Annotated in this window: 15 protein-coding genes; 10 read left to right on the top strand and 5 right to left on the bottom strand. The window is 68.4% G+C overall.

All coding sequences use genetic code 11. From position 1 onward, the window contains the following. From GC106_RS39055 to GC106_RS39040, 4 genes are read left to right on the top strand one after another with little or no spacing between them, the layout of a single operon-like run. Positions 1 to 738, top strand: coding sequence for an SDR family NAD(P)-dependent oxidoreductase (locus tag GC106_RS39055; RefSeq protein ID WP_173141017.1), 738 nt, complete (start codon positions 1 to 3; stop codon positions 736 to 738). Further along, positions 735 to 2,120 (top strand): AMP-binding protein, encoded by a 1,386-nt coding sequence (locus GC106_RS39050; protein ID WP_312873232.1) that lies wholly within the window; start codon positions 735 to 737, stop codon positions 2,118 to 2,120. Before GC106_RS39055 ends, GC106_RS39050 begins: the two co-directional genes overlap by 4 nt. Beyond that, a complete protein-coding gene (locus GC106_RS39045) occupies positions 2,117 to 3,175 on the top strand; it encodes a LuxE/PaaK family acyltransferase (protein WP_173141015.1) in 1,059 nt (352 codons plus the stop codon). The genes GC106_RS39050 and GC106_RS39045 overlap by 4 nt, the downstream gene beginning before the upstream one ends. Continuing rightward, positions 3,172 to 4,404, top strand: coding sequence for an acyl-CoA reductase (locus tag GC106_RS39040; protein WP_173141013.1), 1,233 nt, complete (start codon positions 3,172 to 3,174; stop codon positions 4,402 to 4,404). Before GC106_RS39045 ends, GC106_RS39040 begins: the two co-directional genes overlap by 4 nt. A 12-nt stretch (positions 4,405 to 4,416) precedes the next feature. Here the strand turns inward: GC106_RS39040 and GC106_RS39035 are convergent, their stop codons facing one another. After that, positions 4,417 to 5,220: an HAD family hydrolase gene (locus GC106_RS39035; protein WP_173141118.1), complete on the bottom strand. Its 804-nt coding sequence runs from the start codon at positions 5,218 to 5,220 to the stop codon at positions 4,417 to 4,419. A gap of 118 nt (positions 5,221 to 5,338) precedes the next feature. Here GC106_RS39035 and GC106_RS39030 point away from each other — a divergent pair, with 118 nt between their 5' ends. The 4 genes from GC106_RS39030 (at position 5,339) to GC106_RS39015 (ending at position 9,127) form a co-directional block, all read left to right on the top strand. Next, positions 5,339 to 6,208, top strand: a complete 870-nt coding sequence (locus GC106_RS39030) for an LLM class flavin-dependent oxidoreductase (RefSeq protein ID WP_173141011.1) — start codon at positions 5,339 to 5,341, stop codon at positions 6,206 to 6,208. A gap of 307 nt (positions 6,209 to 6,515) precedes the next feature. Further along, positions 6,516 to 7,706 carry a UDP-galactopyranose mutase gene (glf, locus tag GC106_RS39025; RefSeq protein ID WP_312873231.1) on the top strand — a complete coding sequence of 397 codons (1,191 nt, stop codon included), beginning with the start codon at positions 6,516 to 6,518 and terminating at the stop codon, positions 7,704 to 7,706. Beyond that, a complete protein-coding gene (locus GC106_RS39020) occupies positions 7,699 to 8,238 on the top strand; it encodes a phosphatase PAP2 family protein (RefSeq protein WP_173141007.1) in 540 nt (179 codons plus the stop codon). The genes glf and GC106_RS39020 overlap by 8 nt, the downstream gene beginning before the upstream one ends. Further along, positions 8,210 to 9,127 (top strand): decaprenyl-phosphate phosphoribosyltransferase, encoded by a 918-nt coding sequence (locus tag GC106_RS39015; RefSeq protein WP_173141004.1) that lies wholly within the window; start codon positions 8,210 to 8,212, stop codon positions 9,125 to 9,127. The genes GC106_RS39020 and GC106_RS39015 overlap by 29 nt, the downstream gene beginning before the upstream one ends. Here the strand turns inward: GC106_RS39015 and dprE2 are convergent. Then, complete coding sequence (gene dprE2, locus GC106_RS39010) at positions 9,124 to 9,879, bottom strand: decaprenylphospho-beta-D-erythro-pentofuranosid-2-ulose 2-reductase (RefSeq protein WP_173141002.1); 756 nt, start codon at positions 9,877 to 9,879, stop codon at positions 9,124 to 9,126. The genes GC106_RS39015 and dprE2 overlap by 4 nt on opposite strands. After that, positions 9,876 to 11,222: a decaprenylphosphoryl-beta-D-ribose oxidase gene (gene dprE1, locus GC106_RS39005; RefSeq protein WP_173141000.1), complete on the bottom strand. Its 1,347-nt coding sequence runs from the start codon at positions 11,220 to 11,222 to the stop codon at positions 9,876 to 9,878. The genes dprE2 and dprE1 overlap by 4 nt, the downstream gene beginning before the upstream one ends. A gap of 61 nt (positions 11,223 to 11,283) precedes the next feature. On the opposite strand from dprE1, the gene GC106_RS39000 reads away from it, so the two are divergent. Then, the gene (locus tag GC106_RS39000) at positions 11,284 to 11,709 is read left to right on the top strand and encodes a GtrA family protein (RefSeq protein ID WP_173140998.1); all 426 of its coding nucleotides are present in this window, start codon (positions 11,284 to 11,286) and stop codon (positions 11,707 to 11,709) included. A gap of 33 nt (positions 11,710 to 11,742) precedes the next feature. After that, positions 11,743 to 13,650, top strand: a complete 1,908-nt coding sequence (locus GC106_RS38995) for a glycosyltransferase (RefSeq protein WP_173140996.1) — start codon at positions 11,743 to 11,745, stop codon at positions 13,648 to 13,650. A gap of 46 nt (positions 13,651 to 13,696) precedes the next feature. On the opposite strand, the gene GC106_RS38990 is transcribed toward GC106_RS38995, so the two are convergent. Continuing rightward, positions 13,697 to 13,969 (bottom strand): hypothetical protein, encoded by a 273-nt coding sequence (locus GC106_RS38990; protein ID WP_173140994.1) that lies wholly within the window; start codon positions 13,967 to 13,969, stop codon positions 13,697 to 13,699. Continuing rightward, positions 13,966 to 14,883 (bottom strand): DMT family transporter, encoded by a 918-nt coding sequence (locus tag GC106_RS38985; RefSeq protein ID WP_246367847.1) that lies wholly within the window; start codon positions 14,881 to 14,883, stop codon positions 13,966 to 13,968. The genes GC106_RS38990 and GC106_RS38985 overlap by 4 nt, the downstream gene beginning before the upstream one ends. Positions 14,884 to 15,126: the final 243 nt, after the last annotated feature.

Below are 15,126 nucleotides of genomic sequence, written 5' to 3'. Positions count from 1 at the left end.
TTGACCACCGGCACGCCGCTCGCGCAACGGGTTGCCCTGGTCACGGGCGGGACCAGGGGGATCGGCCTGGCCACCGCCAAGGTGCTGGCGCAGGCCGGGGCCACCGTGGTGCTCACAGGCCGGGACGAGGCCGTCGCCAAGCAGGTCGCCGAGGAGTTCGGCGGTACCGGGCTGGGGCTGGACGTCGCCGACGCCGACGCCGTGGGTTCGCTGGTCCGTTCGGTGGCCAAGGAGCACGGCAGGCTGGACATCATGGTCGCCAACGCGGGGATCATGGAGGGCGGCCTGCTCGGCATGGTCAAGGCTGAGGCCGTCGACCGCACCCTGGGCGTCAACGTGGCCGGCACGCTGCACTCCGTCCAGGCCGCGGCGCGCGTGATGATGCGCAAGCGCACGGGCTCGATCGTGGTGCTCGCCTCGATCGCCGGTGAGCAGGGCAGCGCGGGTCAGACCGTGTACGCGGCGTCGAAGGCGGCGGTGAGCAGCATCGCCAAGTCCGCGGCCAAGGAACTCGGCAGGCACGGGATCAGGGTGAACGCGGTCGCGCCCGGCGTGATCGAGACCCAGCTGACCGCCGAGCTGAGCGAGGAGGTCCTGGCCGACCGGGCCAAGCAGACCCCGCTCGGCCGGCTCGGCCGCCCGGAGGAGGTCGCCGCGGTGATCCGGTTCCTGGTCAGCGACGAGGCGTCCTTCATCACCGGGCAGGTGCTCGGTGTCGACGGCGGGCTCGTGCTGTGAACTCGCTGGTCCACTCCCAGGCGCGGCTGATCGACGCGCTGGACGGTTCGGTGCTCGCCGGCGCCGAACTGTCCGCGCGGGTGACGGCGGCCGCGGACGAGTTGTCCGCGCTGCCGGACGGCGTGCTGTTCGCCCGGATGTCCCAGGACGTCCCGAGCGTGCTGCGCTACCTCGGCGCTTTCGAGTCCGGCCGGGCGATCGCGATGATCGACCCCGCGCTGGACGCGGACGTGCTGGCCGGGCTCGTCGCCCGGTTCCGTCCGGCCGCTGTGCTCGGCGCGGAAGGGGATGCCCCTGAGGGGTATCGCCTGACGGGCACCTCCTGGGAGCGGATCTCCCCGGAAGGCGTGAAACCGCATCCGGACCTGGCGGTGTTGCTGCCGACGAGCGGCTCCACGGGCAACCCGAAACTGGTGCGGTTGAGCCGTTCGGCGGTCCTGCACAACGCCGAGTCGATCGCCCGGGTGCTCGGGATCGACGCGGACGAGGTCACCGCGACCAACCTGCCGTTGCACTACAGCTACGGGCTCTCCGTGCTGAACAGCCACCTGCTGCGCGGCGCGACCGTCGTGGTGGAGGCCAACGGCGTCATGGCGCGTCCTTTCTGGACGACCGTGGAGACGTACCGGGTCACGTCGTTGCCCGGCGTGCCGTACCACTACGAGATGTTGCGGCGCCTGCGGTTCGACCCGGCGAAGTACCCGAGCCTGCGCACGTTGACGCAGGCGGGCGGAAAGCTGCGGGTCGAGCTGGTCACCGAGTTCAACGACAAGATGCGGGCCGTCGGCGGGCGGATGTTCGTGATGTACGGCCAGACCGAGGCCGCGCCGCGGATGTCCACAGTGCCCGCGGAGCGGCTCGCGGACAAGCTCGGCTCGGCCGGGCCCGCGCTCCCCGGCGGATCGTTCAGCATCCGGGCCGAGGACGGCTCCGAGATCACGACGCCCGGTGTGGACGGTGAAGTCGTCTACCGCGGCCCGAACGTGATGATGGGCTACGCCGAGAACGAGGCCGAACTGGCGGGCGGCGACGAGGTCGGTGGCGTGCTGGTCACCGGCGACCTCGGGCACCTCGACGAGGACGGGTACCTCTACATCACCGGCCGGTTGAAGCGGATCGGCAAGGTGTTCGGGAATAGGGTCAACCTGGACGACCTTGAACAGGTCGTGAAGGGATACGGCCCGGCCGCCGCGGTACCCGCGGGCGACAAGGTGGTCGTCTGGCTGCAGGACGCCGACGCCGAGGCCTGCAAGGCCGCGGCCAGGACGCTGTCCGAGCGGCTGCACCTGCATGTCACCGGCTTCGACGTACGGCAGGCCGGCGACTTCCCCCTGCTGCCCAGCGGCAAGATCGACTATCGGTCCCTGGAGGCCCGGGTATGACCGCCCTGTTCGAGCTCAGCCAAGCCCAGCGTGAAGCCACTCTGCTGCCACAGCTGACCGAATTGACCGAGCACCACCGTGCCCACTGCGAGCCGTACGAGCGGATCCTCGGCGCGCTCGGCATCGAGCGCGGCCGTCAGTTCGGCGCCATCGCGGACCTGCCGTGGCTGCCGGTGCGGATGTTCAAGAACCACGACCTGAAGAGCGTGCCGGACGACGAGGTCTTCAAGGTCCTCACGTCCTCGGGCACGACCGGGTCGGGTGCCTCCCGGATCTACCTGGACAAGGAAGCGGCGGGCGCGCAGACCAGGCAGCTCGGCGCCACGTTGCAGACCGTGCTGGGCGGCAAGCGGCTGCCGATGCTGATGGTCGACACGGTCTCGATCATCAAGAATCGCCGGTCCTTCTCCGCCCGCGGCGCGGGTGTGCTGGGCATGGCGACGTTCGGCCGCAACCACGTCTACGCGCTGGACGAGAACGACCAGCCGGACGTCGAGGCGGTCAAGGGCTTCCTGGCCAAGCACGGCAACGAGCCGTTCCTGATCTTCGGCTTCACCTTCATGGTCTGGCTGTACCTCTACGAGGTCGCCAAGGAACACAACCTGGACCTGTCCAACGGGATTCTGATCCACTCCGGCGGCTGGAAGAAGCTGATCGACCGCGCGGTCGACAACACCGAGTTCCGCCGCCGGTTCGCCGAGGACACCGGGCTGACCCGGATTCACAACTACTACGGCATGATCGAGCAGATCGGCACCGTCTTCCTGGAGGGACCGTCCGGGAACTCGTTGTACTGCCCCGATTTCGCCGATGTGGTGATCCGCAACCCGGAGACGTGGGAAGAGCAGCCGATCGGCGAGCCCGGCGTGATCGAGGTGATCAGCACGTTGCCTCGCTCCTACCCGGGGCACGTCCTGCTGACCGAGGATCTCGGTGTGCTGCACGGCATCGACGACGGCGACTGGCCGGGCAAGCGGTTCTCGGTGCTGGGGCGGCTGCCCCGCGCCGAGGCACGGGGTTGCTCGGACACCTTCTCGGGAGGTCAGGCAGCGTGAAGTTGCGGCAGCGTTTCCCCGCGGGCGCGGACATCGAGGCCGACGCCCTGCTGGCCGAGCTGACCGGCGAGCCGGACGGCGGTCCGTTGAAGGTCGGCGACGAGCGGATCATCAGCTTCCTCACCACGTTCGCGCGCAAGCTGCTGGCACCCGCGGTGGCCCGGCGTTACCCCGAGCTCGCGTCGCTCGGGTTCTTCCTGCGCAAGGCCGAGATCGCGAAGGCGTTGGCGCGCCTGAGCGACGGCGACGCGTCCACTTTGCGCTTCCCGCGTGGCCTGGTGTTCCACATCCCACCGGCCAATGTGGACACGATCTTCGTGTACTCGTGGGCGCTGTCGGCGTTGGCGGGCAACCGGAACGTCGTGCGGATCTCGCCGCGTTCGGCCGGTGCCGCCGAGGCTGTCGTGGACGCCCTGAACGAGGCGCTGGCCGACGCGCACCCAGCCGTGGTGCAGACGCAGCGGATGGTCACGTACGACCGCGACGACGCCGTCACGGCAGCCTTCTCGGCCGCGTCGGACCTGCGCGTGATCTGGGGCGGCGACCGTTCGGTGAACGAGGTGCGCAAGCTGGCGCTGGCGCCGCACGCGCGTGATCTGACGTTCCCGGACCGTGCGTCCTTCGCTGTGATCTCTGTGGACGGTTGGCAGGCGGCTTCGGCTGAGGCGCGCAAGGAAGCCGTTGTCGGCTTCTACAACGACTCGTACTGGTTCGACCAGGCCGCGTGTTCGTCACCGCGCGTGGTGTTCTGGGTCGGCGACTCGGATGCGGCCGCGCGCGGCCGGGAAGAGTTCCGTCAGTTGCTGGCCGAGGTGCTGGCGGCGCGCGGCGAGGTCATCGAGCCCGCGATGGCCGTGCAGAAGCGCGTGTCGACCTATGGCGCGGCGGCGGACGGCCTGGCGACGTCGATCCGTTTCGACGGCAACGCACTGGCCACCATGGAGCTTGCCGAACCGACGACGCTGGTGCGGGAATGGCTGGGGACCGGCACTTTCCCGCAGGTGACGGTCGACCGGCTGGCTGATCTGGTGCCGGCGATCCAGCGCAAGGACCAGACGCTCAGCGTGTTCGGGTTCTCCCGGGACGAACTGGTCGGCCTGGTGAAGGCCTTGGCAGGGCGGGGAATCGACCGTGTCGTGCCGTTCGGCTCGGCGCTGACGTTCTCGGCCATCTGGGACGGTTTCGACCTGCTGCACGAGTTCACGCGGCTGACCACCGTTTCGGTGTAGGTCGACCGCGGCTCAGAACCAGCGCTCCAGCACCTGCGCCACGCCGTCCTCGGAGTTGGCCGCGGTGACCTCGTCGGCGACGGCCAGCACCTCGGGGTGCGCGTTGCTCATCGCGACACCGTGGCCTGCCCAGCTGAGCATCGGGATGTCGTTCGGCATGTCGCCGAACGCCACCACATCGGCCTGGGCGATGTCGAACAACTCGGCGGCCTCGGCCAGACCGGTCGCCTTCGTGACGTCCTTCTGCGCGATCTCCAACAGGCCCCGGCTCGTCGAGAACGTCATCGACACGACGTCCTTGAGCAACGGCACGGCCGCGGCCGCCATTTGTTCGCTGGTCATGTCCGGGTGCCGGACGAGCAGTTTCACCGCCGGGTGGCCGAGCACTTCCGCGCGCGGCTTGGAAAGCTTTTCCGCGTCGCCCCAGGGATTGATGTAGTCACGTTCACCGACGAAGGACTCGAGGCTGCCGTTCGGGCTGTACCGCTCAGCGGCAAGCGCCATGCCGGGAAGCGTTTCGTCGAGGACACGCGCGACATCGTTGAGCAGGATCGGGTCCAGCGTGTGCGCGGAGATCACCCGGTCCGCCGCGATGTCGTAGAGCACCGCGCCGTTCGCGCAGACCGCGTACCCCTTGAGGCCCGCCTGTTCGGCCACGGGCGGAATCCACCGTGGCGGACGGCCGCTGACCAGCAGGAACGGGGTTCCGGACGCGATCACCCTGCCGAGCACGTCCTGGGTGCGCCGGGTGATCCTTTCGGCGACGTCCAGCAGGGTCCCGTCCACGTCCGAGGCGATCAGCAGGGGTTTCTCCACACGATCCATCCTGCCTGATCCACGGCCGGGCTCCGAAGGTTGTGATCGCCGTCATCTTGAGCGCCCGAATGGCCGTAAGCCGGGCGTCGGACAGCCGAAGGCGCTACGGTCGATCATCGTGCGAGTAGGTATCGAAATCCTCCCCGAGCACCGTTGGTGGGCCGCCGAGCCCAAGTGGCGTGCCGCGGAGGAATACGGCTTCGACCACGCATGGACCTACGACCACCTGGGCTGGCGCACACTCGTGGACGGGCCGTGGTTCGGTGCCATGCCGACGCTGACCGCGGCCGCGATGGTGACCACCAACCTCCGCCTCGGCACGTGGGTCGCCTCACCGAACTTCCGTCACCCGGTGCCGTTCGCCCGGGAACTCACGGCCGTCGACGACGTGTCGGACGGCCGTTTCATCCTCGGTGTCGGCGCGGGTGGCAGCGGCTATGACACGACCGTGATGGGAACGCCCGCGCCCCACAGCCGCGCCGATCGCTTCGCCGAGTTCGTGGAACTGCTCGACCTCCTGCTCCGCCAGGACCGGACCACGTGGCGCGGCGAGTACTACGAGGCCATCGAGGCGCGGAACGCTCCCGGCTGTGTCCAGAAGCCGCGCCTGCCGTTCGTGGTGGCCGCCAACGGCCCCAAGGCCATGCGCGTCGCGGCCCGCTTCGGCACGGGCTGGGTGACGACCGGAACCAACCACGACGACATGGACTCGTGGTGGTCCTCGGTGGCCGAGGTGGCCACCCGGTTCGCGGCGGTCCTGGAGGGCGAGGGACGCAACCAGGCCACGATCGACCGCTACCTGAACCTGGACGCCGCGCCCGAATACGTGCTGACGAGCGTCGAACGCTTCCGTGACGTGCTGGGACGGGCCGGCGAGCTGGGCTTCACCGACGTGACCGTGCCGTGGCCGCGCCACGACGGGATCTTCGCGGGGTCGGAGCAACTGGTCGAGGACGTCGCCGCCGAGGTCCTGCCGGCGCTGCGCTGATACCCAGCCGTCACCTGGGTAAACCCCGAACCGTTAGTCCATTCGAGTGACGTTGTGGAACCGGTTGGTCACCACGGACGTCTCTTTGAACGTGCTGGTGAAGCACACCGGAGGGGGTTGGGGGCAACGCCCTCGTGCGATCGGGTGGGGGAGCCCGCGCACGGGGGCCGACCCCGCGGCATCCGCGGAAGTGCCGGGTGACGCCCAGGTGAACGACACGCCTGGGATGATGCTTGCGCAGGCGTTCTTCCTCGGTTAAAGGGGCTGGTGGCAGATGGCCGCAGTCGAGTCGGTACCCTCAGCGCCCGTGAACTTCGATGGCTATGACCTGGTAATCGTCGGTGCCGGATTCTTCGGCCTCACGGTCGCTGAGCAGACCGCGACGAAGCTGAACAAGCGGGTTCTGGTGCTGGAGCGCCGGTCGCACATCGGTGGTAACGCGTACTCGGAGGCCGAGCCGGAGACCGGCATCGAGGTCCACAAGTACGGCGCCCACCTGTTCCACACGTCCAACAAGCGGGTGTGGGACTACGTCACCCAGTTCACCGAGTTCACCGACTACAAGCACCGGGTCTACACCAACCACCAGGGCCAGGTGTACCCGATGCCGATGAACCTGGCGATGATCAACCAGTTCTTCGGCCGGGCGTTCACCCCGGACGAGGCCCGCCAGCTGGTCGCCGAGCAGGCCGCGGAGTTCGAGACCAAGGACGCGCAGAACCTCGAGGAGAAGGCGATCTCACTGATCGGCCGCAAGCTCTACGAGGCGTTCATCAAGGGCTACACCGCCAAGCAGTGGCAGACCGACCCCCGGGAGCTGTCGCCGGGCATCATCACGCGCCTGCCGGTCCGCTACAACTACGACAACCGGTACTTCAACGACACCTACGAGGGTCTGCCGAAGAACGGTTACACCGCCTGGCTCGAGAAGATGGCCGACCACCCGAACATCGAGGTCCGGCTGAACGTCGACTACTTCGAGGTGCGTGACCAGATCCCGGCGGGCACCCCGACCGTCTACACCGGTCCGGTCGACCGCTACTTCGACTACTCCGAGGGCCGCCTGGGCTGGCGCACGGTCGACCTCGAGCAGGAGGTCGTCACCACCACCGGTGACTTCCAGGGCACCTCGGTGATGAACTACGCCGACGAGGACGTCCCCTTCACCCGGATTCTGGAGTTCCGCCACTTCCACCCGGAACGGGACTACCCGACCGACAAGACGGTCATCGTGCGGGAGTACTCGCGGTTCGCCAAGGAGGACGACGAGCCGTACTACCCGATCAACACGCCCGAGGACCGCAACAAGCTGGAGCGCTACCGCGAGCTGGTCAAGAACGAGGCCCACGAGCGCAACGTCATCTTCGGCGGCCGTCTCGGTACCTACAAGTACCTCGACATGCACATGGCCATCGGCGCGGCGCTGAGCACGTTCGACAACAAGGTCGCGCCCCACCTGACCACGGGCGCGCCGCTCGACGGGTCGTTTGATGCCTGATTCGAAGGAGATCGCGGTCCTGGCGTCGGTCCAGGGCGCGATCGCGACTCCCGCGGTCGTCAAGGTCGCCCGCGGGATGTCCTTCTTCGGCGAGCACAGCCTCGGGTGGCTCGCGGTCGGCGCGGTGGGTGCCGTCGTCGACCGTGAGCGCCGTAAGGACTGGATGGTCGCGACGGGTGCCGTCTTCGCCGCCCACGCCGCGTCTGTCGTGGTCAAGCGGGTCGTCCGGCGCACCCGGCCGCACCATGAGACCGTTCAGGTGCACGTCGGCACGCCGTCGCGGCTGAGTTTCCCCTCGGCGCACGCGACCTCGACGACAGCGGCCGCTGTTCTCTACGGGGGATTGACCGGCAGGCGGCTATCAACGGTGCTGGTTCCGCCGATGTTGCTGTCGAGGATGGTGCTCGGCGTGCATTACCCGAGCGACGTGGTGGCGGGCTCGGTGCTCGGCGCCGCGATCGGCGGGATGGTGCGCCGGAAGCTGAACGGCCGGAAGGGACGCCATGGGCAACAAAGTGGACGAGGCGACTGAAGCCGCGCCCAAGGCACCGGCCAACGTGGTCGTCGGCCTGATCAGGACCGCGCGGCCACGTCAGTGGATCAAGAACATCCTGGTGCTGGCCGCGCCGTTCACCGCGAGCCGGCTCACCGACACCGCGGTCCTGGCGGACGCCGGGATCGCGTTCGTCGCGTTCTGCATGGCGGCCTCGGCCGTCTACTTCGTCAACGACACGGTCGACGCGGAAGCGGACCGCGCTCATCCCACCAAGCGCAACCGGCCGATCGCGGCCGGGATCGTGCCCCCGCAGGTCGCCGTCGTCATCGCGATCGTGCTGTTCCTCGGCGCGCTGGGCGTGTCCACGCTGGCGAGCTGGGAACTCGTGATCGTCATCGGCGTGTACGAGGCGGTGCAGCTGGGCTACTGCTTCGGCCTGAAGCACCAGACCGTGATCGACCTGTGCATCGTGGCCTCCGGCTTCCTGATGCGCGCGATCGCCGGTGGCGCGGCCGCCGGTATCCCGCTGTCGCCGTGGTTCCTGCTGGTCACCGCGTTCGGCTCGCTGTTCATGGTGTCCGGGAAGCGCTACGCCGAGATCACCCTGTTCGAGAAGACCGGTGCGAAGATCCGGGCGTCGCTGGCCAAGTACTCCGCCAGCTACCTGCGGTTCGTCTGGGCGACCTCGGCCGCGGTCGTGATCATGACGTACGGCCTCTGGGCGTTCGAGATCCGCCAGGGCAACCACAACTCGGTCTGGTCCTCGGTGTCGATGATCCCGTTCGTCATCGCCGTGCTGCGCTACGCGGTCGACGTCGACGGCGGCACCGCCGGCGCACCTGAGGACATCGCGTTGAAGGACCGTGTCCTACAGGTGCTCGGCGTCACCTGGGTGGCCTGCCTGGCCTTGGCCGTCTACATCTAGAACGGCAGCTTGCGGAAGATCGGCCGCGGCACGTGCCGCAGGACCGACATCACGCCGCGGAACGCCGCAGGAGCCCAGACCTGCTCACGCCGGTTACGCACCGCGTTGACGACGATCTCGGCGACCTGGTCGGCGGTCTGCGACAGCGGAGCGGGCTTCAGGCCCTCGGTCATCTTCGTCCGGACGAAACCGGGCCGGACCACCGTGACGGTCACGCCGTGCGGCTTCAGGGCGTACGTCAGGCCCGTGTAGAAGGCGTCGAACCCGGCCTTGGTCGAGCCGTACACGAAGTTCGACCGACGAGCCCGCTCACCGGCGGCGGACGACAACGCGACGATCGAGCCGTGGCCCTGCTTGCGCAGGCGCTCCGCCAGCGGCACGCCGATGGTCAGCGCGGCCACGTAGTTGATCTCCGCGAGCTCACGTGCCACGTCGACGTTCGTCCAGGCCTCCTCCTGGTCGCCGAGCACGCCGAACGCCACGACCGTGACGTCGATGTCGCCGTCGGCGAACGCCTTCTCGATCACCTCGGTGTGCGTGTCCGGCTGACGGGCGTCGAACGGCACCGTGGTGACGGTCGCGCCTGCGTTACGCAGCCGCGCCGCGGCCGCGTCCAGACGGTCGGACGGGCGCCCCGCCAACGTGACCCGCAGCGGGCGCTGACGGGCGTAGCGCTCGGCGACCGCGAGGCCGATCTCGGAGGTGCCGCCGAGCAACAACAGGGACTGTGGGCTGCCAACCGCGTCGATCACGTGAGCCTCAACCTTCTGGCCATATCGGAGACAAAGATTCCCTTCGGGTCGACGTCGGCGCGCACCTTTCGCCATTCGTCGATCCGCGGGTACATGCGCGTGATCGCCTCGGGCGTGGTCCTGGACTCCTTGGCCAGGTACAGCCGCCCACCGGCGGCCAGCACGAGCTCGTCGAGTTCCTCGCACAGTTCACCGACACCACGCCGGACCGGCAAGTCGACAGCCAGAGTCCACCCTGGTCGGGGGAACGACAGCGGTGCCCGGTTGCCGTCACCGAACCGCTTGAGGACGTTCAACAACGACACGTGACCCGCGTCCACCATCAGCCGCACACTGCGTTTGACGGCCTCTTCCTGCCCGAACGGGATGACGTACTGGTACTGCAGGAAACCGTGCGGCCCGTAGGCGCGGTTCCACTCGCCGAGGATGTCCAGCGGGTGCAGGAACATCGTGATGTTCTGGATCGCGTTCCGCCTGGTGGGTGACTTGCGGTACCACAGCTCGCAGAACATCCGCGCGGTCAGCTTGTTCAGCATGCCCGGCGGGAAGACGTCCGGGATGGTCAGAAGTCGCGGCGCGTCGAACTTCAGCGGGTCGGCCCGCAGTTTCCTCGGCAGGTCGTCCAGGGTCGCGTGGTTGGCCCTGGTCAGGATGCCGCGCCCGAGGTGCGGGCCGGTGACCGTGGTGTCGAACCAGGACACCGACTCCAGGTACTTGTCGTCGTCGACGGACTGCCGGGCCATCAGCTCGTCGAGGTTGTCGATCTGGTCGACGTCGACCTTGAAGTACGCCGTCTCGACCCGGTTGAGCCGCAGCTTCGCCCGCACGACCACGCCCGTCAGGCCCATGCCGCCCGCGGTGGCCCAGAACAGCTCGTCGTCCGGAGTGAGCGTGTGGACCTCGCCGTCCGCCGTGACCAGGTCCATGGCGGCCACGTGGTCACAGAAGCTGCCCTCGACGTGGTGTGCCTTGCCGTGGATGTCCGCGCCGATCGCGCCGCCCACGCTGACCTGGCGCGTACCCGGCAGCACCGGCAGCCAGAGGCCGAACGGCAACAGCCTGCGCATCAACGTGTCCAGGCTGACGCCCGCGTCGGTGTCCACGATCGCGGCGTCTGCGTCGATGAAGTGGATCCGGTTGAGGCCGGTCATGTCGATGACCAGGCCACCGGCGTTCTGCGCGGGATCACCGTACGCGCGGCCCAGGCCACGGGCGATGACGCCGCGCTCGTCGGCCAGCCGCAGCGCTTCGATCACTTCCTGGACCGTCCGCGGGACGACGACTCGCGCGGTACTAGGCGCGGTCCGTCCCCAGCCGGCCAGCGTTCGCAACTCGGCATCCACCCGGCTGAGCGTACCGACGGCCGACTTTTAGACTGCTTGGGGCGCCGAGCAGTGAGGAATCATGGTGACAGCAGTGGACGCTGGATCTCCCACCGGTTCTCGCAGTGTGGGTTTGCTCACCCAGCTCACCCGGTTCGTCCTGGTCGGCGGACTGGCCGCGATCGTGGACTACGGCAGTTACCAGGCCCTGGTCGCACTGGGCACGTGGGTGCACCTGGCCAAGGCGATAAGCTTCATCCTCGGTACCACCACCGCCTACCTGCTCAACCGGCGTTGGACGTTCAACGCCACGGGCGGTGCCGCGCCGGTCGCGAAGTTCATGCTGCTCTACACCGTGACGTTCTTCGTGAACGTGGGTGTGAACGCGCTGATGCTGCACCTGCTCGGTGACTTCCGGTGGCACCTCACCGTGGCGTGGGTGATCGCCCAGGGCACGGCGACATTGATCAACTTCGTGATGCTGCGGACAGTGGTGTTCCGTCACTAGAGCACTAGAGCCGTCCTGGAGGACTGAGGCGCGATGCCCGGTAAAACCGCACCGGCCCGGGGTAAGACGACGACCGCGCGGGCGCGGACGAACGGACGCGCTCCGGCGGCGCCCAGCCGTCTCGTCACCCAGCGCGCGTTGTTCGGTGGTCCGTCCCCGCTGGTCAGCGACGACCTGTACGCCCAGGTGACTTCCGGCGCGGCCGAGCGCACCCGGGACGGCGTGACAGTCGAGCCGTCGTCGCACGTCTCGATGAACACGTACTTCGGCCGTTTCCCGGCCAGCTACTGGCAGCGCTGGACGGTCGTGCGCGACGTGGCCGTCGAACTGGTCGCTTCAGGCAAGGGCCGGGTGACCGTGCACGCGTCTGACTACGAGGGCGTGTCCCGGACCGTCGCGTCGGCCGTTGTCGCCGCCGACGGGCCCGTGCAGCTGTCGGCCAAGCTCGACCGCTTCATCGACGGCGGCGCGTTGTGGCTGGACATCGAAACCGGCGTCGGGGAAACGCTGTCCGTGTCGGAGGTCCGCTGGACCGTCGAACCGCCGGAGACCCTGCGCCCGACGGCAGTGGTCATCTGCACGTGCAACCGTGCCGACGACTGCCTGAACACCTTGGAAGCGTTGGCTTCGGACCCGGACGCGCTGTCCGTGGTGGACACGATCTACGTCGCCGACCAGGGAGCCGACACGGTCGACTCGCGCCCCAGGTTCGCGGCGGTGTCGAAGAAGCTCGGCGGCAAGCTCGCGTACATCCAGCAGCCCAACCTGGGCGGCGCGGCCGGTTTCACCCGCGGCCTGTTCGAGGCGGCCAAGAAGTCCGACCACGCCAACGTGCTGTTCATGGACGACGACGTGCTGATGGAGCCGGACATCGCCATCCGGCTGACGGCCTTCGCCAACCGCACGGCACACCCGGTGATCGTCGGCGGCCAGATGCTGAACCTCCTGCACCCCGACACCTTGCACGTGGGCGCGGAGTACGCGGACCTGGAAGGCCTTGCCGCGGGCCGCGTTTCCGAAGGCGCGCTGTCCAACGCGGACCTGCTCGGCGTCGATCCCGCCACCGGCAGGCCGAACAGGCAGGAAAGGCGCGTCGAGGCGGGCTACAACGGCTGGTGGTCCTGCCTGATCCCCACCGAGATCGTGCAGGCGATCGGCTACCCGTTGCCGGTCTTCTTCCAGTGGGACGACGCCGAGTACGGCTACCGGGCCAAGGCCGCGGGCTTCGCCACGGTGACGTTGCCGGGCGCGGCCGTCTGGCACGCGGACTTCATGTGGAAGGACTGGGACGACTGGCACAGGTACTTCAACCTGCGCAACTCGATGATCACCGCGGCGCTGCACAGCCCGTTCAACACCAAGCGCGTCGCCCGCGTGATCGCCGCCCAGCTGACCCGGTACCTCTTGTCGATGCAGTACGGCCTCTGCGCGACCATGCTGAAGGCCGTCGAGGACTTCCTGGAGGGACCGTCGGTCCTGCGGGACGGCGGCGCTTCGGTCGTGCCGGAGATCCGTGCCCTGCGCGCCCAGTACCCGGACACGTTCCGGCACAGCCCGGCCGACGTTCCCGAGATGCGGAACGGTGAACTGCCTCTGATCCCCGCGGGCCCGTCGCCGAGGAACAAGCCGGTGCGGTTGCTCAAGCAGATCACGAACCAACTGCTGGGCAAGCATTCCCTTGAGCGCGGCGCGGTCAGCCTCGAGGACGCGACCTGGTGGCACGTGTCGAGGTTCGCCAACGTGGCCGTGACCGACGCGTCGCAGGAAGGCGTCCGTCTCCGCAAGTACGACCGCGACCTGATGATGAAGCTCGGCAAGCAGAGCGCCGCCGTGCTGCGCCGTTTCATGGCCGAGGGCAACCTCGTGCAGCAGCAGTACATCGCGGCCATGCCGGAACTCACCAGCCGCGAGAACTGGGCCCGCCTCTACAACCTCTCGTGAGTGTTTATCAGGGTTAGAACCCCGATAAACGCTCACGAGAGGGTTTTCAGCCCTTGAAGCCGCGACCGCCCTTGGCCGCGCTGCCGTAGACCCGCGAGAGCGGCGGCAGCTCGTCGAAGTGCGCGGTCGCCACGTGTGCGAAGTTGATGGTCACCCGCGCGCCGTCCTCCAGCTCCGGGGTGTCCACCGCGCCGGAGGTCATCAGCGTCTGGAGCCTGCCCGCCAGTTCCTTGGCGGCGGCGACCGACAGCGCGTACACCAGTGGCTCCCCGCCGCTGGCGAGGTGCAGCACCAGGGCGTTCTTCTTGGGCTCGCTCATGAACCCACTCCAGCACCGGGCCGCCCGGCCGGCAACGAGGGTTCACCCTGAGCTGATCCGCTCTCAGCGGAATAGTTCACGACCAGTGCCAGGCCGAGCAGGACCGCGCCGACGACACCGACGATCCCGAGCGACTCGGCGAAGAACGCCACTGACAACACGGTCGCCGTCAACGGTTCGAGCACCGCGGCCAACGCCGCGGCGACCGCACTCGCACCGCGCAGGCCGATCAGGTAGACGCCGTACGCCACGGCCGTGGGCACCAGTCCCAGGAACAAGGCGGTCAGCAGCACGTCCGGCCGCAAAGGCAGCGCCATGCCGAGCGGCAGTGCGAACGGCAGCAGGACCAGACCGCCGATCAGCAGGCCCAGGGAGATCGTCGGGCCGGCGGGCAGCACCGGAACCCGGTTGATCACCGTGAACGTGGCGAAGCCGGAGGCGGCGACCAGGCAGAGCACGATCCCGAAAACGGTGTGCCAGACATCCCGTGTGGACGGTGTCCCGGCGAGCAGCGCCAGGCCGACCACGGCGAGCACGACGCACAGCGACGTCCGCAGGCCCGGCAGCCGCCGTGACCGCACTGCCGTGAAGATGGCCAAAATCACCGGCGAGCTGCCGATGGTCACCAGGGTGGCGAGGCTGACCGACGTCATGGCGACGCCGCCGAAGTAACTTGCTTGGAAGAGCGCCAGCAAGGCCCCGGCAGCCAGCAACCGGCGCACTACTTCCTTGGTGAATCGCAGACGGCGGATCTGGACGGCCAGAGCCAGGGTGGCGATCGCGCCGCCGAGCAGCAGCCGGTAGGTGGCGACGGCGAGCGGGTGCAGACCGGCCAGGTTCTGCAGCAGCGCGCCGGACAGGCCGCCGGTTCCCCACAGGACACCGGCAAGGATCAAGAACAGCTTGGTAGGCAACGGAAGACGCTCCAACGCAGGAGGAACAGGTGCTGTTCTGCTGCGGGGCGATCAGGCATGGTCCACAGCGCGCGGCCACCAGCCGCGCGTGCGAGAGAGCTCGGCCCCGCCTAGGCGGCGGGCGGCGGGGTGATGGGGAACATGCGATGCACGACAACGACACTAACCCCGCTGTCAAGCGTCATTGGAGTGAACCTCCTATCGGAAGAGACACTCTCGGTAGATCCGCTACGCTGAGTAGCG

This window comes from Kibdelosporangium persicum, from assembly GCF_013280595.1.
Taxonomy (GTDB): Bacteria; Actinomycetota; Actinomycetes; order Mycobacteriales; family Pseudonocardiaceae; genus Kibdelosporangium; species Kibdelosporangium persicum.
Note: the sequence above shows the minus strand (reverse complement) of the source record. Positions and strands in the feature narration are given on the sequence as shown.

Bases quoted from the DNA above. Each gene is read 5' to 3' on its own strand.
- GC106_RS38990 (WP_173140994.1), bottom strand. From the start codon at position 13,969: ATGAGCGAGCCCAAGAAGAACGCCCTGGTGCTGCACCTCGCCAGCGGC.
- GC106_RS39000 (WP_173140998.1), top strand. From the start codon at position 11,284: ATGGTGACAGCAGTGGACGCTGGATCTCCCACCGGTTCTCGCAGTGTG.
- GC106_RS39015 (WP_173141004.1), top strand. From the start codon at position 8,210: ATGGGCAACAAAGTGGACGAGGCGACTGAAGCCGCGCCCAAGGCACCG.
- GC106_RS39020 (WP_173141007.1), top strand. From the start codon at position 7,699: ATGCCTGATTCGAAGGAGATCGCGGTCCTGGCGTCGGTCCAGGGCGCG.
- GC106_RS38995 (WP_173140996.1), top strand. From the start codon at position 11,743: ATGCCCGGTAAAACCGCACCGGCCCGGGGTAAGACGACGACCGCGCGG.
- GC106_RS39045 (WP_173141015.1), top strand. From the start codon at position 2,117: ATGACCGCCCTGTTCGAGCTCAGCCAAGCCCAGCGTGAAGCCACTCTG.